General features: G+C 73.4%; 16 protein-coding genes. 2 read left to right on the top strand and 14 right to left on the bottom strand.

Going from position 1 to position 24,222, the window contains the following annotated elements:
* Positions 1 to 45: 45 nt before the first annotated feature.
* From ACZ7EC_RS27510 to pqqA, 9 genes are all read right to left on the bottom strand, one after another.
* Positions 46 to 1,164, bottom strand: coding sequence for an FAD-dependent oxidoreductase (locus ACZ7EC_RS27510; RefSeq protein ID WP_471066694.1), 1,119 nt, complete (start codon positions 1,162 to 1,164; stop codon positions 46 to 48).
* Between the two features lie 161 nt (positions 1,165 to 1,325).
* Positions 1,326 to 1,886, bottom strand: a complete 561-nt coding sequence (locus ACZ7EC_RS27505) for a GNAT family N-acetyltransferase (RefSeq protein ID WP_471066692.1) — start codon at positions 1,884 to 1,886, stop codon at positions 1,326 to 1,328.
* Between the two features lie 112 nt (positions 1,887 to 1,998).
* Complete coding sequence (locus ACZ7EC_RS27500; protein WP_471066690.1) at positions 1,999 to 3,279, bottom strand: SGNH/GDSL hydrolase family protein; 1,281 nt, start codon at positions 3,277 to 3,279, stop codon at positions 1,999 to 2,001.
* A 63-nt stretch (positions 3,280 to 3,342) separates the two neighbouring features.
* On the bottom strand, positions 3,343 to 4,386 hold the full coding sequence (locus ACZ7EC_RS27495) for a transcriptional regulator (protein ID WP_471066688.1): 1,044 nt from the start codon (positions 4,384 to 4,386) through the stop codon (positions 3,343 to 3,345).
* Positions 4,387 to 4,602: 216 nt separating this feature from the next.
* Positions 4,603 to 5,499 (bottom strand): pyrroloquinoline quinone biosynthesis protein PqqB, encoded by an 897-nt coding sequence (gene pqqB, locus ACZ7EC_RS27490; protein ID WP_471066686.1) that lies wholly within the window; start codon positions 5,497 to 5,499, stop codon positions 4,603 to 4,605.
* On the bottom strand, positions 5,496 to 6,590 hold the full coding sequence (gene pqqE, locus ACZ7EC_RS27485; protein WP_471066684.1) for a pyrroloquinoline quinone biosynthesis protein PqqE: 1,095 nt from the start codon (positions 6,588 to 6,590) through the stop codon (positions 5,496 to 5,498). The genes pqqB and pqqE overlap by 4 nt, the downstream gene beginning before the upstream one ends.
* Positions 6,583 to 6,855, bottom strand: coding sequence for a pyrroloquinoline quinone biosynthesis peptide chaperone PqqD (gene pqqD / locus ACZ7EC_RS27480; RefSeq protein WP_471066683.1), 273 nt, complete (start codon positions 6,853 to 6,855; stop codon positions 6,583 to 6,585). The genes pqqE and pqqD overlap by 8 nt, the downstream gene beginning before the upstream one ends.
* Entirely contained in the window at positions 6,852 to 7,580 is a 729-nt protein-coding gene (gene pqqC, locus ACZ7EC_RS27475; protein ID WP_359382753.1) for a pyrroloquinoline-quinone synthase PqqC, read from the bottom strand. Before pqqC ends, pqqD begins: the two co-directional genes overlap by 4 nt.
* Before the next feature lie 26 nt (positions 7,581 to 7,606).
* Positions 7,607 to 7,711 carry a pyrroloquinoline quinone precursor peptide PqqA gene (gene pqqA, locus ACZ7EC_RS27470; protein WP_011113089.1) on the bottom strand — a complete coding sequence of 35 codons (105 nt, stop codon included), beginning with the start codon at positions 7,709 to 7,711 and terminating at the stop codon, positions 7,607 to 7,609.
* A 389-nt stretch (positions 7,712 to 8,100) separates the two neighbouring features.
* Between pqqA and ACZ7EC_RS27465 the strand changes: the two genes are divergently transcribed.
* Together ACZ7EC_RS27465 and ACZ7EC_RS27460 are read left to right on the top strand one after the other, a co-directional pair.
* The gene (locus ACZ7EC_RS27465) at positions 8,101 to 9,738 is read left to right on the top strand and encodes an ABC-F family ATP-binding cassette domain-containing protein (RefSeq protein ID WP_011113090.1); all 1,638 of its coding nucleotides are present in this window, start codon (positions 8,101 to 8,103) and stop codon (positions 9,736 to 9,738) included.
* Entirely contained in the window at positions 9,731 to 11,440 is a 1,710-nt protein-coding gene (locus ACZ7EC_RS27460) for an ABC-F family ATP-binding cassette domain-containing protein (RefSeq protein ID WP_471066681.1), read from the top strand. Before ACZ7EC_RS27465 ends, ACZ7EC_RS27460 begins: the two co-directional genes overlap by 8 nt.
* 55 nt (positions 11,441 to 11,495) lie before the next feature.
* Here ACZ7EC_RS27460 and ACZ7EC_RS27455 read toward each other — a convergent pair whose 3' ends face one another.
* The 5 genes from ACZ7EC_RS27455 to ACZ7EC_RS27435 all read right to left on the bottom strand — a co-directional run bounded on the left by ACZ7EC_RS27455 (position 11,496) and on the right by ACZ7EC_RS27435 (position 24,219).
* Positions 11,496 to 12,050: a hydrolase gene (locus ACZ7EC_RS27455; RefSeq protein ID WP_471066679.1), complete on the bottom strand. Its 555-nt coding sequence runs from the start codon at positions 12,048 to 12,050 to the stop codon at positions 11,496 to 11,498.
* Between the two features lie 64 nt (positions 12,051 to 12,114).
* The gene (locus ACZ7EC_RS27450; RefSeq protein ID WP_471066677.1) at positions 12,115 to 14,889 is read right to left on the bottom strand and encodes an alpha/beta fold hydrolase; all 2,775 of its coding nucleotides are present in this window, start codon (positions 14,887 to 14,889) and stop codon (positions 12,115 to 12,117) included.
* Positions 14,890 to 14,946: 57 nt separating this feature from the next.
* Entirely contained in the window at positions 14,947 to 21,969 is a 7,023-nt protein-coding gene (locus ACZ7EC_RS27445) for an SDR family NAD(P)-dependent oxidoreductase (RefSeq protein WP_471066675.1), read from the bottom strand.
* A gap of 52 nt (positions 21,970 to 22,021) precedes the next feature.
* On the bottom strand, positions 22,022 to 23,338 hold the full coding sequence (locus tag ACZ7EC_RS27440) for an FAD-dependent oxidoreductase (protein ID WP_471066673.1): 1,317 nt from the start codon (positions 23,336 to 23,338) through the stop codon (positions 22,022 to 22,024).
* Positions 23,338 to 24,219 (bottom strand): ACP S-malonyltransferase, encoded by an 882-nt coding sequence (locus ACZ7EC_RS27435; RefSeq protein ID WP_011113096.1) that lies wholly within the window; start codon positions 24,217 to 24,219, stop codon positions 23,338 to 23,340. The genes ACZ7EC_RS27440 and ACZ7EC_RS27435 overlap by 1 nt, the downstream gene beginning before the upstream one ends.
* Positions 24,220 to 24,222 lie beyond the last annotated feature (3 nt).

Genomic DNA, 24,222 nt, shown 5'->3' with positions numbered 1-24,222 from the left:
GACTGCCGCCGCGGTGGTGAGCACCTCCGGGCGGAGACCGTCTGGTCAGGGCTGTTCATGGCCGGCGAACACGGCCGCCAGGGCGGGGGCCGTCATGGCGCCGATGTCGATCCCGTCGGGCTCGGCGGACTCCAGGGCGCGTGCGAACATGGCCTGCTCGTACGCGGTGAGCGCGGCCTCCGTGTCGCCGGGGTGGGCGGCGAGCGTCCGGCCGAGTTCGGCGCCGTCGAGCATGGCCAGGTTGGCGCCCTCGCCGTTGGGAGCGGCGAGGTGGGCGGCGTCGCCGAGGAGGGTCACTCCGGGGGCCCGGTCCCACCGGGTGCCGGCCGGCAGGGCGTACAGGGGGCGTACGACCGGCGCGGTGTCGCCGGCGGTGATCAGCGCGGTGAGTTCCGGCGCCCAGCCCTCGAACTCGGCCGCGATCCGGGCGACGACCGCGGCGGGGTCGTCGGGATCGACGGCGTCGAACCAGTCCTCCGGCCTGGCCAGGCCGACGTAGACGTGCAGGGTGTCGTTCCGCTCCCGGTGGGCGAAGATCTGCCTGCCCGGTGCGGGTGCGATCAGCGAACCGCCGCCGACCGTCTTCGCGGCGGCGGGGTGCCGGGTGGCGGCGTCGTAGAGGTACGTCTCCACGACCGACCTGCCGGTGTATGCGGGGGTGGCCGCGGTCAGCAGGGGGCGGACGCGTGACCAGGCGCCGTCCGCGCCCACCAGCAGGCCCGTGACCAGGCTGGTGCCGTCGGCGAAGGTCACCTCGTGGCGGCCCTCGCCCAGGGTGCGGACGCGGACGGCCTTGCGGCCCCAGCGGACCGTGCCGGGCGGGAGCGAGTCGAGCAGGAGCTGCCGCAGTTCGCCGCGCTGCACCTCGGGGCGGGTGCCGGTGCCGCCGTCGGCCTGGTCGAACAGGACGGTCCCGTCCGGGTCGAGGATGCGCGTCGCCTGCCGGCCGTCCAGCACGATGGCATGGAACTCCTCCATCAAGTCGGCTGCCTTCAAGGCGAGTTGGCCGTTGTAGTCGTGGATGTCGAGCAGTCCGCCCTGCGAGCGCGCGGCCGGTGAGGGCTCCGCCTCGCAGACCGTGGCCGCTATGCCGTGCAGGTGCAGGACGCGGGCGAGGACGAGGCCGCCGAGTCCGGCACCGATGATCGTGACGTCGGTGTTCATGAGGGGCCTTCCGGTGGTGGGCTGCTCTGGTGGCCGGGCCCGGCGAGGGCCGGCGACCGGTGGGCTCCACTGTCCGGGCGGCCGCCGACAGTCCGCCGACACGTCACCGACAGGCCGCCGTCAGCGCCGACAGTCCGGTGACACGGACACGGGACGCCGGATCACACGACCGGGGGTTCGTCGTGCAGCACCCGCTGGAAGATCCGGTGGTCCCGCCACCGTCCGTTGATGTGCAGATAGCGCGGGGCCAGGCCGATCGCCTCGAACCCGCACTTGCCCAGCACGCGTGCGGAGCCGGTGTTCTCCGGGAGGATGGTCGCCTCGATCCGGTGCAGCCCGATCGTGTCCCGCGCGATCCGGCAGACCCGCTGGACGGCGCCGGTCGCGAGCCCCCGGCCCTGCTGGTCCGCGGCGACCCAGTAGCCGAGATAGGAACTGCAGAAGACGCCCAGGGCGATGCCGGACAGCGTGATGGCGCCCACGATCCGGCCGTCGCGTTCGAGCAGCCACGGCACCATCCGGCCGTCCGCGTACTGCCGTTGCTGTTCCGCCAGGCGCCGCTGCTGACCGGCCACGGTGAAGAAGGATTCCGGGCGGCGCGGTTCCCAGGGTTCGAGGTGCGTCCGGTTCTCGGTGTACGCGGCGCACAGCGCGGGGGCGTCCGCCGGTCCGGCGAGCCGGAGTATCACGCCGTCCGCGATGTCTTCGCTTTCGATCTCCATGCGCGCACCCTGATCTCGGCGCCGGTTTCCCGGCTCACGGCGCGGGAAGCGTCGGCCGGCCCCCGTGCGGCCGCGTGGGCTCACCGCCCGGCGCCGGCCCCGCGTGCTCCGTTCAGCGCAGGGAATCCAGCGGGAAGGCCCGCGCCATCGCGGCCATGCCGGCGTCGTTCGGGTGCAGGCCGTCTCCGCCGTCGTACGCGGGCAGGAGGTGGTCGGGCCGGGCGGGGTCGCGGAGCACGGCGTCGAAGTCCAGGACCGTGTCGAACGCGCCGCTCGTGCGGATCCAGTCGTTGACCTGCTGCCGCACCGCCTCACGCCGCGGGGTGAAGTAGCCGATGGTGTCACCCGCGAAGGGCGTGATCGTCGCGCCGTAGATCTTCAGGCCGTGTTCATGGGCGCGCTCGATCAACTGCCGGTAACCGGCTATGAGTTCCTCCGCCGTGACCTCGTCGGAAGCGGGGGCGGCGATGCCCGGCTGGCCCAGGTCGTTGACGCCGAGGAGCACGGTGACGGCACGGGCGCCGGGCTGGCCCAGCACGTCGCGGTCGAACCTCTTCAGGGCGCTCTCGCCGAAGTAAGCGGCGAAGGACTCGGCGGCCGAGCCCGGCTCCGGGTCCGGGTCGCGCAGCAGGCGGTTGCCGCCGATACCGGCGTTCACGACGCCCGTGCCCGCCAGTCCCCCGTCCCGGCGCAGCCGTTCGGCGAGCAGGTCGGGCCAGCGCCGGTCGGCGTCGAGCGTGGTGTGTTCGCCGTCGGTGATGGAGTCGCCGAGGGTCACCACCGCCGAATCCGCCGTACCGGCACGGCGGTCGACGGACACGCCCGACAGGAAGTGCCACGAGGTGGCGGTGGAGACCGGGGTGAGGTCGGGAGCGCCCGTGACATCGCCGGCGGCCACGAAGTTGTGCTGGTAGGCCGCCGAGTGCACGGTGCTGCCGGGGGTGCGCTGCGGCAGGTACATGCTGATGACGAGGTCGCCGCCCGCGGTCGTGGGCAGCGCGACCGGGTCGCTCCAGCGCTGGGTGCCCGGCGCGAGCGTCGCCGACGGCCTGCCGTCGAAGCGCACCACCCGGTCGGTGCCGGGGTCGATGGCCGTCGCGGGACCCTGCGCCGCCGGGCGGGCGGCGTGCACCTCGCCGATCGTCAGCGGCGACGTGCCGAACTCGTTGGTGAACCGCACGCGCAGACTGTCCCCGGCGACCGACAGGTGCACCGTCTGACGCAGCGTCTGGTCCTCGTACACCGTGGAGTCGGCGGCCGGTGCGGCGGTGGGCGGGGCCGCCCAGGTGCCGACGTAGGTGTCCGCCGAGGCGTGCGCGGCGGGCGCCGGAGCGAGGACGGCGACGAGGAGCGCGAGGGGAATGCCCAGCAGCGCGCGAGGTTTTCTGCGCATGGCGGATCGTGCCTTTCGTGAAGGGGTTGGGTGGGAGGAGACCGGCGGCGGTGCGACGGCGGGTCAGCCGTCGGTCCGCGCGACCTCGCGCGCGAACTCGGCCCACAGGTCCGCGTACTCCCTGGCCAGCTCGGCCACCAGGTCCGTGCAGTGCGGGGGCACCGTCTGGGCCATCGCGAGCAGCGCCGTCCGCTCCACGGCCCCGCACTGGAGCAGGCGCAGCAGCCGGCGGCCGCTCTCCTTGTGCCGCAGCGACGGGTCGCGCAGCAGCCTGACGAGCGGCGAGTCCTCGGGCGGGCGGATCGGGCGGACCACGCTCACGGGCTCCGGGGCCGCGCCGCCCCCCGGCGTCGCACGGCTCCCGGTGCCGGCCGGCCGTGCCCCCGGCGTGTTCCGTTCCGGTACCGGGGGCCGGCCGGAGGCGAGTCGTCTGCGGACGTCGCTGGCCGTCGCCGGGGAGATACCGGCGTGCCGGGCCACCTCGCGCACCGAGGCCTGGGGGCGCTGCGCCAGCAGTTCGGCGGCCTTGCGGCGGCCCGTGGTGCCGTCCAGCGGCCGGATCCTGCCGTCCCTGCCCCTGCGGGCCTGCGGGTTCGGCGTGGGACCGGCCGCGAGGGGCCGCAGCGCCGCCACGGTCTTGGCGCCGATGCCCGCGATGCCGGCCACGGCCCGGTCCGACAGGTGCGGCCACTGGGCGAGGATGCGCTGCGCCGCGGCCCGCCGGTCCTGCCGGGACAGGGGGAGGCCGTGCGTCATGTTGGAGCGGACCGCGAGAAGGAACGCTTCCTCGGCCGCGCCGTCGAACAGGCGCACCTCGATCGTGGTGTGGCCCTTCGCCTTGGCGGCCAGGACGCGGTGCATGCCGTCGATGACGCGCAGGGTGGACCGCTCGACGAGGATCGGCGGAAGCGCCTCGTCGGTATCCGCCAGGCGGGCGACGTGCTCGGCGTCTTCTCCGCACAGCCGGGGGGAATATCCGGGGACGAGCGACGAGATCGGTATGGATCGGGTTTCCTGGTCGAGGTTTCCCGCCAATGCCGCCGTCATGAGGGGCGCGTCGGAATTCCCTCGCGTCACGTCGATGTCGAACGCACTGGAATCGGCCATGTCACTGACTCATCTCCCCCGGATCTCACCTTCTTGACGCACCGCGGAATCGGGGCGGGCGCCGGGCCGGCCGCGCCATGTGTCTGGCTCCCGCACCGTACCCGGATTCGGCCCTCGCGGGTGTCGGATCGGGTCGAGCCGGAAACCGGAACGGGTCGGATAATGCTGGAGCGACGCTTGAGAAACGCTTGAGCCACGCTTGAGGAATACCGGCGTTCACAGGACGAGTTCGCTGCCGTCCGGCAGCACTTCCACGCCGGCCTCGCGCACCGCCGCGTGGGCGGCGGAGGAGGGGTCGAGGAGGGGGTTGGTGTTGTTGAGGTGGGTGTAGATCCGGCGCAGTCCCCGGTGGCGGGCGAGGGCGGCGAGGCTGCCGCCGGGTCCGGCCACCGGCAGATGGCCCATCAGGGACTGCCCGGCGCCCGCGGAGGAGGTCGCCGTGCCCAGTTCGCCGGCGCTGAAGAAGGTCCCGTCCAGCAGGGCGCAGGTCGCCGAGGCCAGCAGGTCGTCGAAGCCGTCCGGCCAGGTGGCCAGGCAGGGCGCGTAGACCAGGGCGCCGCCGGTCGCCGGGTCCTCGATGCGGTAGGCGCACACCCAGGGGGCGTCCGGGTCCGGGGCGTGCGCGTACTTGGGGGCCTTGGTACCGACCGGGTGCGCGGTGACGGTGAGCCCGCCGGCCACCGCGAAGCCGCCGGGCGCGGTGGCGTCCCGCCAGTCCCAGGGGGCGTAGCGGTCCAGCAGGCCGCGCACGGGCAGCTCGGCACTGAGCGCGCCGCGCACCGGGGGCGCGGCGTACGCGGTCAGACCGGTGGCGCCGCGCAGGACGGCCAGCCCCAGCGCGTGGTCGACCTCGGCGTCGGTGAGCAGCACGCCGCGTACGGGGGTGTCGCGCGGGCCGGGGCCGGGCGTCAGGGCGGGCGCGGCGAGGAGTTGGGTGCGGATGTCGGGGGAGGCGTTGAGCAGCCACCAGTCGCGTCCGTCGCCGCTGACGGCGACGCATTCCTGGGACCGCGCGGGCAGTTCGCCGCATCGGCCGCGGGCGCACAGGGCACAGGCGCAGTTCCACTGGGGGAAGCCGCCGCCCGCGGCGGTGCCGAGCAGGATCACTTTCACGCCGGCACCGGACCCCGAGGGACGAACGCCGGTGCCGGGCCGTCGGTGACCTCCGCCAGTGCCGCGTCCACCAGCGACCGGTGCGGGGACAGGCCGCAGGCCGGGTCGGTGGCGGCGGCGTCGCCGGTCAGCTGGAACGCCTGGCAGCGGCAGCCGCCATGGTCGGCGTGGCGCTCCGGGCAGGTACGGCACGGTTCGCGCATCCAGCCGGTGCCGCGGTAGGCGTTGAAGGATCGCGAGGCGTACCAGATCTCCGACAGGGGGCGGCGCAGCGCGTTCTCCACCGGGAGGGTGGTGATGGCGTACGCGGCGGGGCACGGCAGTACGTCACCTGCGGGGGTGACGGTCAGCTGGGTGCTGCCCCAGCCGTCCATGCAGGGTTTGGGCCGGTCGTCGTAGTAGTCGGCCGCCACGTAGACCAGTTCGGGGCCGCCCGCGTACCGCGTGCGGGCGTGCCGCACGGCCTCGCGGGCGGCGGCGAGCTGGGCGGCGGTGGGCATCAGCGCGGCGCGGTTGCGCAGCCCCCAGCCGTAGTACTGGGTGTTGGCCAGCTCGATCCGGTCGGCGCCCAGGTCGACGGCGAGGTCGACCATTCGCGCGGTGCGGTCGATGTTGCCGCGGTGCAGGACGATGTTGACGGTGAGCGGGAGCCCGGCGGCGGTGACCGCCCGCGCCGCCTCCAGTTTGGCGGTGTGCACGCGGGCGCCGGCGATGGCCTGGCCGGCGGCCGGGTCGGCGTCCTGGAGCGAGAGCTGGACGTGGTCAACGCCGCGCCGCGCCAGGTCGTGTGCGCGTTCGGCGGTCAGGCCGACGCCGCTGGTGACCAGGTTGACGTAGGCGCCGAGCCGCCGGGCGTGGCCGACGAGGTCGGGCAGATCCGGGCGGGCCAGCGGCTCGCCGCCGGAGAAATGCATCTGTACGACGCCGAGTTCGCGGGCCTGGGTGAGGATGTCCGTCCACTGCTCGCAGGTCAGTTCCGCCTCGCGGCGCACGAGTTCGAGGGGGTTGGAGCAGTAGGGGCAGTGCAGCGGGCAGCGGTGGGTCAGTTCGATCAGCATCCCCGCGGGGGCGCCGACGGCGGGGTCAGCCATGCAGGTCCACCACCCGGCGCTGCGCCAGGCGCAGGAGCAGTTCATGGACGTCCTCGGCGCTGACGCCCTCGTACTCCTCGGCGAGGCGCTCGACGATGCCGGCGAGGCTGGTGGTGCCGTCGCAGTGGGCGAGCACCGCCGCGGCGGTGTCGTTGAGAACGACGACGCGCTCGGGCAGCAGGGCCAGTTCGCCGCGTGCCGGGTCGCGGGTCAGCCGGACTCCGGGCCGCAGCCGGGGCACGGTGGGTTCGGGCAGGCCGGTCATGACCGCGTGGCTCCGTTTCCGGTGTGGTAGTCGAGCGAGTCCAGGACCGCGTTCAGCACGCGGCACTTGAACGCGAGGGCGCGGACACAGGCTTCCTGCTGTTCCCGGCTGACGGCGTGCCGGGCGACCAGATCGAGCAGGGAACGGCCTTCGGGGCCCACCACCTCGATGCGCGCGGTGAAGTACTCGAAGCCCTCCTCCGCGATCCACGGGTAGTGCTCCCTGAGGCGGCCCAGCCGGTGGGCGAGCAGGCCCGGCGAGAACAGCTCGGTCAGTCCGGAGGCGGCCGCCTCCAGCCAGGGGCGGCGGCGGGCGAAGTCCACGTAGGCGTCCACGGCGAAGCGGGTGCCCGCGAGGACGAGGCGCTCGTCGAGCACCTCGTCCCTGCGCAGCCCGACCGCCTCGGCCAGACGCAGCCATTTCTCCGCACCGCCCGCGCAGGCGTCCGCCCCGTCGTGGTAGACGATCCTGGACAGCCACTGCCGCCGCACCTCGGGCAGCGGGCAGTTGGCCACGATCGCCGCGTCCTTCTGCGGCAGACAGCGCTGGTAGTACCAGCGGTTGGCCGCCCACAGCCGCAACTCCCCCTCGTCCAGGAGTCCTTCGTGCATCCGCCGGTGAAACGGGTGCCGGTCCCAGTAGGACGACTCCAGTGCGTGGAGGCGCTGCCGGAATTCGGCCTCGCTCCAGGGGGCGGCCACCTCGCGCGTCACGGACATCGACATGCCTGCGTCCTTTCCTCAGCGGCGGGTCAGCGGCTGAAGTAGGCGGTGACTTCCATGCCGGTGTCGATGGTGACGAAATCGGGACGGTGCCATGCCTTCTTGGCGGGCAGTTCCTTGCCGGAGGTCCGCATGCCGGTGCTCCTTTTCACAGAACGGATTTCACACTGAGCGAGGGGACGGTAACGACGCCGGGGAAAAGCACACAATGTCTCTCCGGTTTTCCTCAAGCGGTTCACGACTCGGGCCCGTTGAGGCACCGGTCCTGCCGCGTCCGTGGCCGAACAGCGCCTGTGGGGAGGGATCTTTTCTGGTACCGTGAAGCACGGATGGTGTAGACGAAGGAGAGGGAGCCGTGGTTATCGCGGGTGACGACGACATCACCGGGTGATCCCCGGATGTCGACTGCCACCGCTGCGCACCGTGCGTGCGCGGTGCCGTGGCCGTACCCCCACGCGCTCTGACCTTCCCATCCTTTGGGCGCGCCGCTGCGCGCCCGCATCTTCTTGCGAGGCCTGCGTACATGACCGACGCCAGCATCGTCTGCTCGAATCTCTCCTTCTCCTGGCCCGACGGCACCCCGGTGTTCCACGACCTGTCCTGGTCCGTCGGCGAAGGCCACACCGGTCTGGTCGCGCCGAACGGCGCGGGCAAGTCCACCCTGCTCAAGCTGATCACGGGCGCGCTGCGCCCGAACCGCGGCTCGGTGACCGTGCAGGGCCTGGTCGGCTACCTGCCCCAGACCCTCCCGCTGACCGGCGACCTCACCGTGGCCGAGGTGCTGGGCATCGCCCCGGTCATCGAGGCGCTGGACGCGATCGCGTCCGGGGACGTGAGCGAGGAGCACTTCGCCACCATCGGCGACGACTGGGACATCGAGGAACGCAGCCGGGCCCAGCTCGACCGCCTGGGGCTCGGCGACATCGCGCTGACCCGGCGGCTGCACGACCTCAGCGGCGGCCAGGTCGTCTCGCTGGGCCTGGCGACCCAGCTGCTCAAGCGGCCCGACGTACTGCTGCTGGACGAACCGACCAACAACCTCGACCTGGACGCCCGCCGCCGGCTCTACCAAGTGCTGGAGAGCTTCGGCGGCTGCCTGCTGGTGGTCAGCCACGACCGGGCGCTGCTCGACCTGATGGACACCATCGCCGAACTCGAATCGGGTGAGATGCGGCTGTACGGCGGCAACTACACCGACTACGAAGAGGCCGTACGCGCCGAGCAGGAGACCGCCGAGAAGAACATCCGCACCGCCGAGCAGCAGGTCAAGCGGGAGAAGCGGGAGATGCAGCAGGCGCGGGAGCGGGCGGTGCGCCGGGCCGGCATCGGGGCCAGGGCGTACCGCAAGGGCAGCATGTCCAAGATGGCGGCGGGCACGCTCAAACGGCGCGCCCAGGAATCGGCGGGCAAGTCGAACGACACGCACGGCCAGCGCCTCGCCGACGCCAAGGCACGGCTGGACGACGCGAGCCGGATGCTGCGGGACGACCGCAGGATCGCGCTGGAGCTGCCCGACACCAATGTGCCGGCCGGCCGCACCGTCTTCCTCGGCGAGGGGATCAACGTGCGCTACGGCGGGCGGGAGATCTTCGCCGGCGACGGGGTCAGCCTCACCATCCGGGGGCCGGAGCGGATCGCGCTGACCGGCAGCAACGGCGTCGGCAAGTCCACCCTGCTGCGCGTGATCAGCGGTGAACTCGAGGCGGACCGCGGCGAGTTCAAGCGGGCCGACGGCCGCATCGCCTACCTCTCGCAGCGCCTGGACACCCTGCCGCTCGACCGTACCGTCGCGCAGTGCCTGGCCGACTACGCGCCGCTCAAGCCGGAGGCGGAGCGGATGAACCTGCTCGCCCGCTTCCTCTTCCGCGGGGCCGCGGCGCACCTTCCGGTCGGCGCCCTGTCGGGGGGCGAGCGCCTGCGCGCGACCCTGGCCTGTGTCCTGGGTGCCGAGCCGGCGCCGCAGCTGCTGCTGCTCGACGAGCCCACCAACAACCTCGACCTGGACAGCGTCGAGCAGCTGGAGGGAGCCCTGAACTCCTACGAGGGCGCGTTCATCGTGGTCAGCCACGACGAGCGGTTCGTCAAGGAGATCGGGGTGGACCGCTGGCTGCGGCTGGCGGACGGCCGGCTGCTGGAGACCGGGGGGCCCGCCGATGAGTGACGCCCCCGCACCGCCCGACCACGGGCAGGACGTCCTGTCCGCCGACCACCGCTCGGCGCACCTGCTCGCCGAGGACCTGCGCTGCGTGCTGGGGGACCGGGTGGTGCTGCACGACGTGTCGCTCTCGGTCTCCCGCGGCGAGCGGGTGGGTCTGATCGGCGAGAACGGCCGGGGCAAGTCCACCCTGCTGCGCGCCCTCGCCGGCGAGCTGGCCCCGCAGCGCGGCCGGGTGGTGCGCGCGGTGACGGGCCGGGTCGGCTTCCTGGCGCAGCAGCCGGACTTCCCGCCGGGCTCCACCATCGAGGACGTGCTCGCACAGGCGACGGCGGAGTTCCGGGAGCTGTCCGCGCGCATGCACGCCGCGGAGGAGCGGATGTCGTCCGAGTCGGGCGATCTCGATGCCGTAATGGAGGAATACGGCCGTCTCCAGGAGGAGTTCACCCGGCGCGGCGGCTGGGAGCTGAGTGCCCGCGTCGGTGAGGTGCTGGACGTCTTCGGGCTGGCCGGGCTGGACCGGGACCGCCGCATCGGGACCCTGTCGGGAGGCGAGCGGGCCCGGCTGGCGCTGGCCTGCCTGGTCCTGGACGAACCGGCCGGGCTGCTGCTCGACGAGCCCACCAACCACCTGGACGACCGGGCGGTGGACTGGCTCGTGCGGTGGCTCGCGGCCTACCAGGGACCGTGTCTGATCGCCTCCCACGACCGGGCGCTGCTCGACACGGCCGTCACCGCCATCGTCGACCTGGACGGCCCCAGCGGTGCCACCGTGCGCTACGGCGGCGGCTACCGGGACTACCTGGCCGAGCGGGCGGCGGCCCGGGAGCGCTGGTGGCAGCGGTACCGCGAGTGGAGCCGGGAGGTGGCCGAGGCCCGGCGGCGGCTGGAGCGGGCGCACGCGGGCGGCCGGGTGTTCGCGGGCCGCGCCGACAACGACAAGCTGTCGTACAACGCCATGGGCAGCGCGGCCGAGGCGGCCGTCGCGCGCCGGACCCGTGCCGCCCAGCAGCACCTTCGGGAGCTGCTGGGCGAGGCGGTGCCGCGTCCGCCGGAGCCCCTGGACTTCGCTCCCCCGGCGCCCGACCAGGAGACCGACGGCGTCGCGGAGCCGGCCGGCGGTGTGCTGCTGCGGGCCACCGGTCTGCTGGCCGGGGAGGTGCTGCGGGGGGCGGAGCTGACGCTGGCCGCCGGCAGCCGCTATGTGATCAGCGGGCCGAACGGCGCGGGCAAGTCGACCTTGCTGTCGGTGCTCGCGGGTGAGCGGGAGCCGGACGCCGGGGTGGTGGAGCGGGCGCCGGGGCTGCGCATCGGATACCTGCCGCAGGACAGCGACTTCGGTGCGGAGCGGCGCGGGCTGCTGGAGGCCTTCGCCGCGCGTCGCGAGACCCATCTCGACGACGCAGCGGCCGAGTTGACCCGGTTCGGGCTGTTCGCTCCGCGGGACTTCGCCACCCCGGCGAACCGGCTGTCGGTGGGCCAGTGGCGGCGCCTGGACCTCGCGCTGCTTTTCGCCCGGCGCCCGCATCTGCTGCTGCTCGACGAACCCACCAACCACCTCAGCCTGGTGCTGGTGGAGCAACTGCTGGCGGCGGTCGAGCGTTTCACGGGTCCGGTCGTGATGGTCACCCACGACCGGGCGCTGCGCGAGCGCCACCGCGACCGGCTCCTGGAGCTGGCCGGCGGGCGGCTGGTGCCCTCCGGGTGAGGGCCGGGCCGCCCGCGGGCGGGGGGTCCGGGGCGGGCGCCCCGGACCCGCCCGGTCAGCGGATGTACCGGCCGTCCAGGTACTTCTTGGCCAGTTCGAGGTAGCGGCCGTCCTCGGAGTTGCGGATCAGTTCGAAGAAGAACATCTCCCGCGTGATCAGGTGCACCCCGAGCTGCCGCAGCCGGGCCAGTCCCAGCTCGTGGTCCGCCTGGTTGCGGGCGGAGACGGTGTCGGCCAGCACGAAGACCGTCTTGCCCTGCTCCAGCAGGCTCAGCGCGGACTGGAGGACGACCACATGGGTCTCCGCTCCGGCCAGCACATACTGCTCCCGGCCGGTGTCGGCCACATGCCGCGCGATGGGCTCCTCGCGCAGGAAGTCGAAGTGCTCCTTGGGCAGCCGGGGCGCGTCCTCGGCCGCCTCGTGCAGCGACAGGGAGAGTCCGCCCAGCTTCTTGTGCTCGGTCAGCAGCAGCGGGACGTCGAACTCCCGCGCCACCTCCGCGACCCAGCAGGTGTTGTGCAGCAGTTGCGTGCCCTCCAGCAGCAGCGGAATGAGCTCCAGCTGCATGTCGAAGAGGACGACCGCCGTCTTGTCCGCGCGTACCAGCATGTTCCGCGACCGATCCAATCCCGTGAGTAGGTGTGTTCCCGGATGTCGTACGGCGTTCGCGGGGTCAGCCCCGCCCGGCCCAGAACGCGGCCAGCGTCCTGTTGACGGCGCGCGCCGCGGTGAGGGGCACATAGTGCCCGTGGTCCTCGAACTCGCGCACCCGCACTCCGGGGATCCTGGAGTACAGCTCGACCGCTTCGGCGTCGAGGACGCAGTCGCCGACGCCGCGCAGCACCAGGCAGTCCGCCGTGATGTCCGGGAGCCGGTCGACGACGTCGAAGGCGGTCAGGTCCGTGTAGTAGCAGCGCAGCACGTCCATGGAGGCGTTCCCGCCGAACTTCTCGGCCAGGTTGCCGCCCTCGCCGAACACCGCTTCCAGCAGCCCCCCGTGCAGCCGCAGCTCCTCGCGCAGGTCGAGGGTGCGCTCGAAGGCGTCCTCGCCGTAGCTGGGTGCGCAGCTGACGAGGGCCAGCGAGGCGACGCGCTCCGGGTGCCGCAGGGCGGTCAGGGTCGACACGCAGCCGCCCAGGGACCAGCCGACCAGGTCGGCCGGGCCGTCGGCGGTGTCCCGCAGGAAGCCGGCCACCTCGTCCGCGAGCGCCTCGAAGGAGAAGCGCTCCTCGTCGAAGGGGGTGTCGTTGTGCCCCGGATACTCCGGGACGTAGACCGTGCGTCCCGCCCGGAGCAGGGCCGGGATCTGCTGGGCCCAGGCCCGCTCGTCGCAGTTGAGCGGGGGCAGCAGCAGGGTGGGCCGCCCCCCGTCGCCGTACGCCGACCACCGGATCAGCGGCGCGTGGTCCGGCCCGGCGCCTCCCCTGCGGGTCGTGCCGGGCTCGCGGGCCGGGGGCGTCGGCGGCGGGGCGAGCGGCCGGCCGCCGATGGCCGCGGCGAGATGGGCCACCGTCTCGTGGCGGAACAGGTCGTGCGCCTTGATGGCGCTTCCGGCCTTCTGGTAGGGGCTGAGCAGCTGGACGGCGGAGAGCGAGTCCAGGCCGAGCGAGGCGATCCTGGTGCCGGGTACGACCTGGTCGCTGTCCTCGTCATAGCCCAGCAGGGCGGACAGCCGGGCGCACAGTTCGCGGGCGAGGGCGTCGGTCGCCGCTTCCGGGGCGTCCGGGACCGGCGGCGCGGCCGGTGCCGGGGCTTCGCCGGTCAGCCAGTGCCGCCGGCCGTCGAAGGGGTAGGCGGGCAGCGTGATCCGGGCCAGGTCGGCCGGTGCGTCGAGCCGCCGCTGCACGGCGGGCATGTCCTGTGCCCGCCAGCGGGTGACCAGCTCGCGCAGGTCGTCGTCGAGACGGGCGGTGTCCGCGCTCCGGGGTGCCGGGCCCTCGGACCCGCCGTGGGCCAACGCCTCGAGGGCGGTGCCCAGTTCGTCGCGGGTACGGGCCACGACCACCGTCTCGTGGGTGAGCCTCGGGCGGCGCAGCAGCAGCTGGGAGAGGTCCCAGAGCCGGTCTCCGGGCAGCTCGGCGACCAGCGTCCGGCAGCGGTCGGCGAGCGCCGCGAGGCTGTCCGGTGACTCGGCCGACAGGCAGAAGGGCAGCGCCCGCCCCGGCCGGCGGTCCACCGCGTCGGCGGCCGGCGGCGCGTCCGGCAGCCGGCGCAGCACCACGTGCCCGTTGGAGCCGGTGAACCCGAAGGCGCTGATCGCGCACAGCGGCTTGTCCTCGGGCCACGGCAGCGGTTCCCGGTTGACCTTGAACGGCGCGACGTCGAGGTAGGAGACCGCCTCGCCGGCGGCGGCCACCGGCGGGATCGTCGCGTGGTGGAAGGCGAGCAGCGCCTTGACGACGCTCGCCAGGCCCGAGGCCACGAGGGTGTGCCCGATGAGCGGCTTCACGGCGCCGAGGTGGCAGCCGTCGGCGCCGGCCCGGCGGAAGGCGGAGCGCAGGCCCTCCAGCTCGATGGGGTCGCCGAGCGGGGTCCCGGTGCCGTGCGTCTCCAGGTAGGCGATCTGCGAGGCGTCGATCTTCTCGCGGTCGTACAGCTCGGCGATCAGCCGGGACTGGGCCTTGGAACTCGGCGCCATCAGGCCGTTGGTGGTGCCGTTGTGGTTGGTGCCGGTCGCCTGGACCGCTCCGTAGACGCGCAGTCCGCGGGCCCGTGCCTCGTCGTGGCGCATGACGACGAGCGCGGCGGCGCCCTCGGCCGGTACGAAGCCGTCGGCCGCGTCGGTGAAGGGCAGCGAGGCGCCCTCGGGGGAACTCATCCTGGAACGCTGGGCGAAGCGCAGCACCTCCGGGGTGCTGAACACCGACACGGCGCCGACGATCGCGGCACGGCACTGTCCGGCCCGGATGTTGAGCGCCGCCTCGTGCAGCGCCGCCAGCGACGAGGAGCAGGCGCTGTCCAGCGTCAGGGACGGGCCGTTGACGTCGTAGAAGTAGGAGATGCGGCCCGACAGCGTCGAGGGCGCGTTGCCCAGGAAGCTGTGGGTGCCGTAGACCAGGTCGGCGCGCCGCGCCACCAGGGTGCGGTAGTCGCCGGGCAGCCCGGCGGCGAACACCCCGCAGTCCAGGTCGCGCAGGTCGGCGGCCGTCAGATAGCCGTCGTCGACGGCGTGCTGCACCGTTTGCAGCAGGATGCGCTGCTGCGGGTCCATGCACTGCGCCTCGTTCGGCGAGATGCGGAAGAACCGCGCGTCGAACTCCTGGTGTCCGTCCAGGAAGCCGCCGGTGAAGGACCCGGCGTCCTCCTCTTCCGTCCAGCGGCCGGTGGTGCCCAGGGCGCTGCGGCCGAGCCGCAGGCGCTCCCAGTACTCCCCCAGGCCGTCGCTGCCGGCGAACCGGCAGGCCATGCCGACCACGACCGGGGTGTCGTCCTCAAGCAGCTCGTCCATTCCCACTCTCGATTCCCTGGCCGGTTCGCCGGCGCGCCGTTGCCTTGCCGGTGCCGGTCACTCGAACCAGAACCGGTTCTTCTCGAAGGCGTAGCCCGGCAGATGGAGCCGGGCGAACCGCTCGCCTTCGAACATCGATTCCCATGCGAACTCCTCGCCCTCGGCGTAGCGGGCCCGTACCTCGTCCAGCGCCGCGCGGTGGCCGGGGTCCGTCGGGGCCGGCAGCCGCACCGGGTGTGTGGTCAGCCGCCGGGACCGGCACTTGGCCGCCTCCTCGGGCCGGGCCTGCGCCAGCCGCCGGCGCAGCTCCGCGGTGTCGGAGACGACCCAGGCCAGGCGGTACTCGAAATGGTCGCGGCCGACCGCCAGGGTGTGGGCGATGTCCCCGAGCTCCGCGTGCTGGGCCTCCGGGCCGTCCAGCCACTCCAGCAGGCCGTCGCGCATCGCGGTGAGCGAGGCACGGGAGCGGGCGCTGAGGGTGATGAGCCAGTACGGCCGCGACGCCGCCGGCCCGGACGCCGGGGCGGGTGCCTCGGAGAGGACCGCGTGCGCGTTGGACCCGCCGAACCCGAAGGAGCTGACACCGGCCACCAGGGGGGTGCCCCGCTCCCACGGCTCGTTCTCCAGCAGCAGCCGGAAGGGCGAACCGGCCAGCTCCACCAGCGGGTTGAGCTCCTTGAAGTTGATGTTGGCCGGCAGGCGGCGGTGGCGCAGGCACAGCAGCAGCTTCAGCAGCCCCGCCATGCCGGCGGCCGGCTCCAGGTGGCCCACGTTGGTCTTCACCGCGCCCAGGGTGATGCTGCCCGGCTCGCGGTGCGGGGCCAGCCGGCCGAACGCGGTGCGCAGCGCGCCGATCTCGATGGGGTCGCCCAGGTTGGTGCCGGTGCCGTGCGCCTCGATGTGGGAGACCCGCTCGGCCAGCTCCGGGGTGTAGACCCGGTTCAGCAGGGCGACCTGCGCGTCGGGGTTGGGTGCGGTGAGCGAGTTCGAGCGGCCGTCGTGGTTCTCGGCCACCGCCTCGATCACCGCGAGCACGGCGTCGCCGTCGCGCCGGGCGTCGTCGAGCCGTTTGACGACCACGCACCCCACGCCCTCCGCGCGCACGTAGCCGTTGGCGTCCTTGTCGAAGGTGGCGCAGCGGAAGTCGGGGGAGAGCACGCCCAGTTCGCTCGCCGCGTCGGTGGCGGCCGGGTCGACGAGCACGCTGACGGCGCCCACGAGAGCGACGTCGCACTCCCCGGCCGCCAGCGAGAGCACACCCCGGTTCAGCGCGACCAGGCCGCTGGAGCAGGCCGTGTCGACCGTCTGGCTCGGTCCGGTGAAGTCGAGCAGGTGGGACACGCGGTTGGCGAGCATGGCGTGCGCGTTGCCGGTGACGGTGTACGGGTGGGCGCGGTCCTCGCTGTGCTGGAGGGCCGTCTGGTACTCGCTGAACTGCACTCCGGCGAAGACGCCCACCTCCCGCAGCGATCCCGGCGCGTAGCCGGCGTCCAGCAGGGCGTTGTAGGCGCTCTGGAGGAAGAGTCGGTGCTGCGGGTCCATCAGCATCGCTTCGCGGGCGGAGAGTCCGAAGAAGGAGTGGTCGAAGGCGTCGTGGTCGTCGATGGTGCCCGCGAAGTACTGCCGGTCGCGGTTCTTCCAGCGTTCCACGGGACGGATGGCGCTGCCGTTCTCGACGAGCAGCCGCCAGAAGTCCGCAAGGTTCTCGCCCGCGGGCATGATGCCGCTCATGCCGACCACGGCGTACCGGCCGCGTCCGGTGCTCCGCTCCGCCGTGCCGGAGGGCGCGGGCCGCGGCACGGCCAGCGCCCGGCCCTGGTCCGGGGCAGCCGGTGTGTCCGGTGCGTCCCGGTCCGGTCCCTGCGGTGCGCCCGCCGCGTCCTCGCCCGGCGTGTCCGGTGCGCCGGCCGCGCCCTGGTCCCGCAGATAGGCGCTCAGCGAGGCGATACTGCTGTACTTGAACAGGGCGTTGGGCGGGGTCTCCACGCCGAACTCGGGGCCGAGCCGCCGGGCCAGGTGCTGGAGCATGACCGAGTCGTAGCCGAGGTCGCCCCACCTGCTGTCGAAGGCGATGTCCTCGGCGCTCAGGCCGGTCTGAGCGCGCACCAGTTCCAGGAGCCGTGCGCCGAGCTCCTCCTGCGTCGCGCCGGGGCGGGGGGCCGGTCGCGCGGCGGCCGGGGCGGCGCCGGGCAGCAGCCGCTGCCGCATCCGCGCGAGGTCGCCGACGCAGGGGACGACCTGATGGCATGTCGCCGGCAGGCCGTCGACCAGGTCGAGGAACAGCTGCGCGCCGCGGCGCGCGGAGAGCGGCTCCATCCCGAACTGGCCGCGCAGGAAGGCGGCGAGCGCCTGGTACTGCTCGCGCCGTTCGTCTTCGGCGTCCAGCCACAGCGGCCAGTTGACCGACAGGCTGAGGCCGCCGCGCTCGCCCGCCGCCACGCGCCGGGCGCGCTCGGCGGCGAACTCGTCCAGGAACCGGTTGGCGGCGATGTAGTCGCTCTGCCCGGTGTTGCCCATGACGCTGGAGATGGAGGAGAAGACGCAGAAGAAGTCCAGCGGCAGGTCGGCGGTGCACCGGTCCAGGTTCAGCGTGCCGCGCAGCTTGGGCGCGAGCACCGCCTCGGCGTCCCCGGCCGACTTGTTCTGCACCAGGGCGTCGCGCACGACACCGGCGCAGTGGACGACGCCGTCGATGCCGCCGAAGCGCGCGCGGACGGTGTCGACCAGTTCGCGGGTCCGGGCCGCGGAGGTGATGTCCGCCTGCTCGTAGTGCAGCCCCGGTGTGCCGGCGATCCACTGCCGCTGCGCGGCGTCCGGCGCGGAGCGGCCCACGGCGATCACCGTGGCGCGGTACCGCTCGGCGAGGAGTTCGGTGATGGCCCGGCCGACCTTGCCCAGGCCGCCGGTGACGAGATAGGTCCCCCCGGTGCGCAGCCGGACGCCGGCGCGCTGCCCGTCCACGAGGCGGAGTTCGGTCAGCTCGCGCGTGTACCGGGTGCCGTCGGCCCACCGGACCTCGGTGAGCGGCCGGCGGGCGGCGCGCAGCTCGTCCAGCAGCGGCCCCCAGCCGTCGGCGAGCGCCGGACCGTCGCCGGCGCGGCGCGCCTGGACCGTGCGGACATGCGGGTTCTCCTCCGCCAGTCCGTGCAGGAATCCGGCCCAGGCGCGCGCCTCGGCCGCCTCGCTCTCGCGGGTCACGCCGAGGACGGTGGACGGGGTACGGCAGCCCTGCACGGCCTTGGCGAAGGACAGCTGGGCCGCCGCCGTCACCTCGCGCCGCAGGTCGAGCCAGTACAGGTGGTCCAGGCCCAGATCGCCGGTGAGGTGGTCCAGGGCCCGCCGGGCGGCGGTGTCGTCGCCCTCGGGCAGTTCGATCCGGTCCGCCTCGATCACCAGCGTGTCACCGGGGGTGACCCGGATCAGCCGGAGTCCGGCGGGCGGTTCGGGCAGCGGGGGCCGCGGGCCGCGGTCGGTGAGCACGAGGACGCAGGGCGGCGGGGCACCGGCCGGCTCCTCGGCCGGGTGCGGCCGCCACACCGGGGTGAGCAGCAGGGTGTCGTCCCCCGCCGGGGCGGCCTGCGGTGCGGCCGGGGCCGTGCGGGCGGGCGGGCGGTTGGCGTGGTCGAGCGTCTCGGCCACGTACCGCTCGCGGGCGAAGGGGTAGAGCGGGGCGTCCACCAGCATGGGCCGCGGGAACAGCGCCGCGAAGTCGGCCCGCTCGCCGGCCAGGTAGGCGGCTGCCGCTTCGGCCCAGGCGTCGTCGGCCGGCGGTGCGGCCGGGGCGGCGCCGGCCGCGTGCTCCAGCCGCTCGGCCAGCTGCGCCACGCTGGTCGCCCAGTAGCCGCGCCGGACCCGGAAGTGCTGGCGGGCGCAGCACAGGGTGTAGCTCAGCCCGTACAGGTACGACGCCGTGTCGGGGGCGTCGCGCAGGGCGGCGAGCAGTTGGTCCGCGCGCCGCTGCACGGCGGCCTCGTCGCGCCCGGAGAGCGGGATGAAGTAGCACGGGAACGCGGGGACGGGGGCGGTGTCGGGGGGTGCCACGAACTCCTGGACGATCGCGTGCCCGTTGGCGCCGCCCGCGCCGAACGAGCTGAGTCCGGCGAACCGCGTGGGACCGCTGCCCTTGGGCCAGGGCAGGGTCTCCTTGACCAGGGCGAAACGCGAGTCCGCCAGGTGCAGGTCGGGATTCTCCAGCGCGCAGTGGAGGGTGGGCGCCAGGGTCCGGTGGGCGAGCTGCTTGACGACCTTGACCAGTCCGGCCATCGCCGCGGCCGACTCCAGGTGGCCGATGTTGCTTTTCACCGAGCCCAGGTAGGCGCGGCCCTGTTCGGGTCCGCCGTAGGCCCGGCCCAGGGCGCGCACCTCGATCGGGTCGCCGAGCCGGGTGCCCGTGCCGTGGGCCTCGACGTAGGTCACCGCGCCCGGTTCGATCTCCGCCTCGGCCAGGGCCGCGGCGATCACCCGGTGCTGGGCCCGTTCCGAGGGCACGGTGAAACCGGCCGTGCGGCCGCCGGAGTTCACCGCCGTCGCCCGGATGACGGCGTGCACCCGGTCGCCGTCCCGCAGCGCGTCGGACAGCGGCTTGAGGACCACGGCGGCGGTTCCCTCGCCGGGGACGTAGCCGTCCGCCTCCACGCCGAAGGCCTGGCAGTGGCCGGTGGGGCTGAGGAACCTGCCCTCGGACAGCAGGCGGTACTTGCCGGGGTGCGTCATCAGGTTCACCCCGCCGGCCACGGCCAGCGCGCAGTCCCCGGCGCGGATGCTGCGCACGGCCAGGTGCAGGGCGGTGAGGCCGCCGGAGCACATGGTGTCCAGGGCGATGCTGGGGCCGTGCAGGTCGAAGGCGTACGAGACCCGGTTGGCGATGGCGGCGAACGAGCTGCCGACCACCCGGTCGGCGGCGGTGAGGTCCTGGTAGTGGCCGAACATGGCGGCCACGAAGACGCCCATGTCGCCGGTCGGCCGGGCGAAGTACCCGGCGTCCTCCAGGGCGTGGTAGACGGATTGCAGGAAGCGGCGCTCCTGCGGGTCCATGAACCGGGCTTCCAGGGGCGCGATGTTGAAGAAGACGGGGTCGAAGTCCAGGGCGTGGTCGAGGAATCCGCCGTGGCGGCCGTAGGCGGTGCCCGGCTCGTCGGGGGCGAAGGAGTGGTTCTCGCGCCAGTCCCAGCGGTCGCCGGGGATCACCCGTACCGCGTCGTCGCCCCGCAGCAGCGCCTGCCAGAACGCCTCGGTGTCGGCGCCGCCGGGGAACTCCCCGGCCATCCCGATGACGGCGATGTCGTCGGGGCGGTAGGCGTCCGCCGCGGGAGCGTCCTCGGACCGGGCCGCCACGGGAGCGGACGCCCGCTGCCGACCGGCGGACCGGGGCGGTGTCCCGGCCGCGCGGACCGCCGGTGCCGGCACGGGCTCCGGGGAGGCGGCGGGCTCCGGGGGCGCGGTGGGCTGCGGGGAGGGCGAGTCCTCGCGGGTGAGGAAGGTCTCCAGCTCCGGGGCGAAGGTCTCGGCCAGGTGGGCGCCGAGCGCGGCGACCGTCGGGTACTCGAAGAGGACCGCGCGGCTCAGCCGGGACGAGCCGGCGATGCCCAGGCAGCTCTCGATGTCCCTGCTGACGCGGATGCTGCCGACGCTGTCCAGCCCCTGCTCCAGCAGGTTCTCGTCGTCGCGCAGCCCCCGCAGCCCGCTGTGGCGGACGATCAGCTCCCGCAGCCACCGGGTCGTGCCGGCCAGGAGGCCGTCGGCGGACGGCCCGCCGTCGCGGGAGCCCGCCGCGGGCGCGTCCGCGGCGGCGCGGGGCGGTGCGGAGGGGTCGGGGGCCCCGGTCCCGGTGGCGAGGAGGCCCGGCTGTCCGTCGTAGACGACCAACTGGCGCGTCCCCGTGGCGAGGGCCCGCAGCAGCGTGTCGCAGGCCTGCTCGGGCGGCATCGCCCGCAGCCCGGAGCCGTCGTCGTCCGGCATCCGCATGCCGTCGGTGTCCCACAGGCCCCAGTTGATGCTGTACCAGTCGGGCCGGTGCGCGCTCAGCCGGTCGAGGAAGGCGTTGGCCGCCGCGTAGGCCGCCTGGCCCACATTGCCCGTGACGCTCGTCAGCGAGCTGAAGTGCACCACCATGCCGGGCCGGTGCGGCCCGGTGAGGGCCGCCAGGTTGAGGCCGGTGGCCACCTTCGGCCGCAGGACGTGCTCCAGGCGGTCGGGGGTGAGGTGGTACAGCAGGCAGTCGTCGAGCACTCCGGCGAGGTTGAACACCGCCTTGACGGGCCCGAACCGGTCGTGGAGGTAGCGCAGGGCGCCGTCGAGCGCCTCGGGGTCGTCGGCGGGGGCACCGAGATGGCTGTGCACGCCCGCTTCCTTCAGCGCCTCCCGCACCCGCGGACCCGGCGTGCCGCGGCCGAGGACGAACACCCGGACGCCGCAGTGCCGGCTCAGATACCGGCACAGCTGCCGTCCGATGCCCCCGGCCCCGCCGATGACCACGACGGAGTCGCCGTCGCCGAACACCTCGCGCGCCCCGGTGCCCTCCAGCGGGCGGGGCGTGTGCTCCAGGAGCCCGATCCGGTCGTCCTCGGCCCGCAGCACCGCGCCCGGCCGGCCGGCACCGGCATCGATCCACGCGCGCAGCCGCCGCGGGGTGACGGTGCCGCTCCACTCGACCGCCGTGTGCACGAGCGGGCACTCCAGCGCCGCCGTCCTGGCCATGCCGTCGAGCAGCGCGGGCAGTGTGTCCCCGGTGCGGGACAGCGTGACGAGACGGACCGGGCGCCCCGACCCGCGCACGGCCTGGAGCAGGGCCAGACCGGCGCGGGCGAACCGGAGCGCCGCGTCGTACTCGGGTGTGCCGTCCGCGTGCCCGTCGCCCCATGCCACCACCAGGGTGGTGCACCGGGCGGCGTACCGGCCCAGTTCCCGCCCGATCCGTTCGTCGCTCTCGGTGGCGGGGTCGCAGTGCCAGCACTCGGCGCCGATGGAGCGGGCCGCCGACGCGATGTCCTGCCGGTCGGTGATCACCACCGTGGCTCCGGCCTGCGCGCCGGGCAGGTCCGAGGCGGCGAGGTCGGTGTATCGAGGTGCTAGCGATTCCATGGGTCATCCCCGTGAGAGAAAGTGAGGCTGCGACAGGCGGGCGGGTGCTGGCTCACACGCCCATGAATTCCTTGATGCCGCGGAACTGCGCGGCGGCGGGGGCGTCGTCCGGGAAGGGGTGCGGGACACCCAGCCGGTCCGCGATCACCATGCCGGAGACGATCGCTCCCTCGTGGCCGGTGACGCTGGTGTCGGTGCCGCAGAACCAGAGGCCGTTCAGACCCTGGATCTCGTGCAGCCGCTTCTTGCGGCGCACGTCCACCGGCCGGAGCTGGGGGAGCTTCCACTCGCGGCGGACGATGACCCGCTCGGGGTCGACGTCCTCCTGCGGGTCGAAGGTGATCAGGATGGGCGAGGAGACCTTCCGGTAGGGGTGGAGCACGTTGCAGTTGCGGGTCAGGCTGCCCATCTGCTCCTCGGCGCGGTCGAGTTCGAAGCCCTCCGGCATCCGGAACTGGCAGTAGGCGCCGCCGCCGGCCGGGCTCAGCCAGCTCTCGTCCTGGTGCAGCACGCTCTCGACCGGCACGTAGGCGAAGTCCCCGAGCAGGTCCCGGTACTGCTGGTCGGAGGTGCGCAGCAGCCGCAGCGTCACGTCCGCGTGCGTGGCGAACACGACCTGGTCGAAGTGGTGCTCCTGCCCGCCGGCCAGCACGGTCACCCCGGACTGCGTCGGTACGACGGCCTCGACGGGCGTGTTCAGGCGGACCCGCTCGCCCAGGTCGCTCTCGATCCTGGCCAGGTAGGAGTGGATGCCGCCCTGCGCCTTGCGCCAGTACCCGGCGGAGAAGAAGGAGAGCAGGTTCATGCTGAACGACAGCGCGACGTACATGAGGTTGTAGTCGAGCGACGGCGCGTGGCAGCCCGAGTAGATGCTCAGGATGGGGTTCATCGCCTTGTACTTGAAGCTCTTGGAGTACCCGTGCTTGTCCAGGTACTCGCCGATGCTCATCTGCTTGTACGAGTCGTCGCCCGAGGTGGGCAGCTGGTTCATCTCCTGGTGGAACCGGTCGAACTCCTCGTGCAGTTCCTCGCGCAGCTCGCCGAGGAAGTCGAGGTTGTTCCACGACTGCTGCTCGCCGGGGAAGTCCACGTGCACCGAGGACGGGGCGACATAGGTGCCGATGCCGAAGTCGGTCAGCAGCCGGAACAGGTTGGGCGAGAGCTTCTCGTTGAAGTGCTCCACGCCCATGTCGACGTGGAGGGTGCCCTGGTCCGTCTCGACCGGGTGGCTGTAGGCGTGGCCGCCCAGGTACTCGTCCGCCTCGAAGAGGGTGACGTCGTGCCTGCGGGCCAGCAGCCAGGCCGCGACGGACCCGGAGCCGCCGCCGCCGACAACGGCGATCCTGCTTTTTGCTTCTACCACGGTCATCACTTCCTGGGCTCGGCCTGCGGCGAGGGTTCGTCGCCGAGGATCTCTGCGCTCAATTTGGTCAGCACCCGGCCGGGACCGACCTCGTCGAAGGTCTTGTGTCCGGTACGGGACAGATGGGTCACGGTCTGCCACCACCGCACCGGTTTGACGAGCTGGAAGACCATCTCCTCCAGCAGGTGACGGGCTCCCAGCGTCCGGCCGCTCGTCGTGGAGACGACGGGCTTGGTGGGCGGCGTGAACGTGCGGTCCCGCAGGAACTGCGCGAACCGGAGCCGGGCCGGCTCCATGTGGCGGGAGTGGAAGGCCCCGCTGACCGGCAGCCACACACAGCGGTGGCCGGTCTCCTCCAGCCGCGGCACCAGCTCCTCCAGGCGCGGCTTCAGGGCGCTGAGCACGACCTGCTCCGGGCTGTTGTAGTTGGCCACGTCCACGTCGAAGAACTCCAGCCGGGCGAGGTGGTCGTCGATCTCGCTCGCCCGCGGTCCGAGGACCGCCACCATCGCCCCGTCCCGCGCCTCCTGCATCAGGGCGCCGCGCCGGGAGACGATCTCCAGTCCCTCGAAGAGGTCGAAGACGCCGGCCGCGAACAGAGCCGGGTACAGCCCGAGGCTGTGGCCCGTCAGGCAGCGCACCTGCTCCGCGCCGTGCTCCTCGGCGTACGCCAGGTACATCAGGCAGCTGACGAAATAGACCGCCTCCTGGGTGCGGGAGGTCTCGTTGAGCCGTCCGTCCGGGTCCTTCAGGCACAGCTCGCGCAGCGAGTGGCCGACGATCTCGTCGGCCCTGTCGCACAGCTGCGGGTAGGCGTCGAACACCTCCTTGCCCATGCCGATGCGCTGCGAGCCCTGTCCGGGGAACATCACGACATCGCCGGCCATCGC

The organism is Streptomyces sp. NPDC037203 (assembly GCF_055605065.1).
The sequence above is the reverse complement of the archived record's forward strand: the minus strand, read 5'-3'. Positions and strand labels throughout refer to the sequence as shown.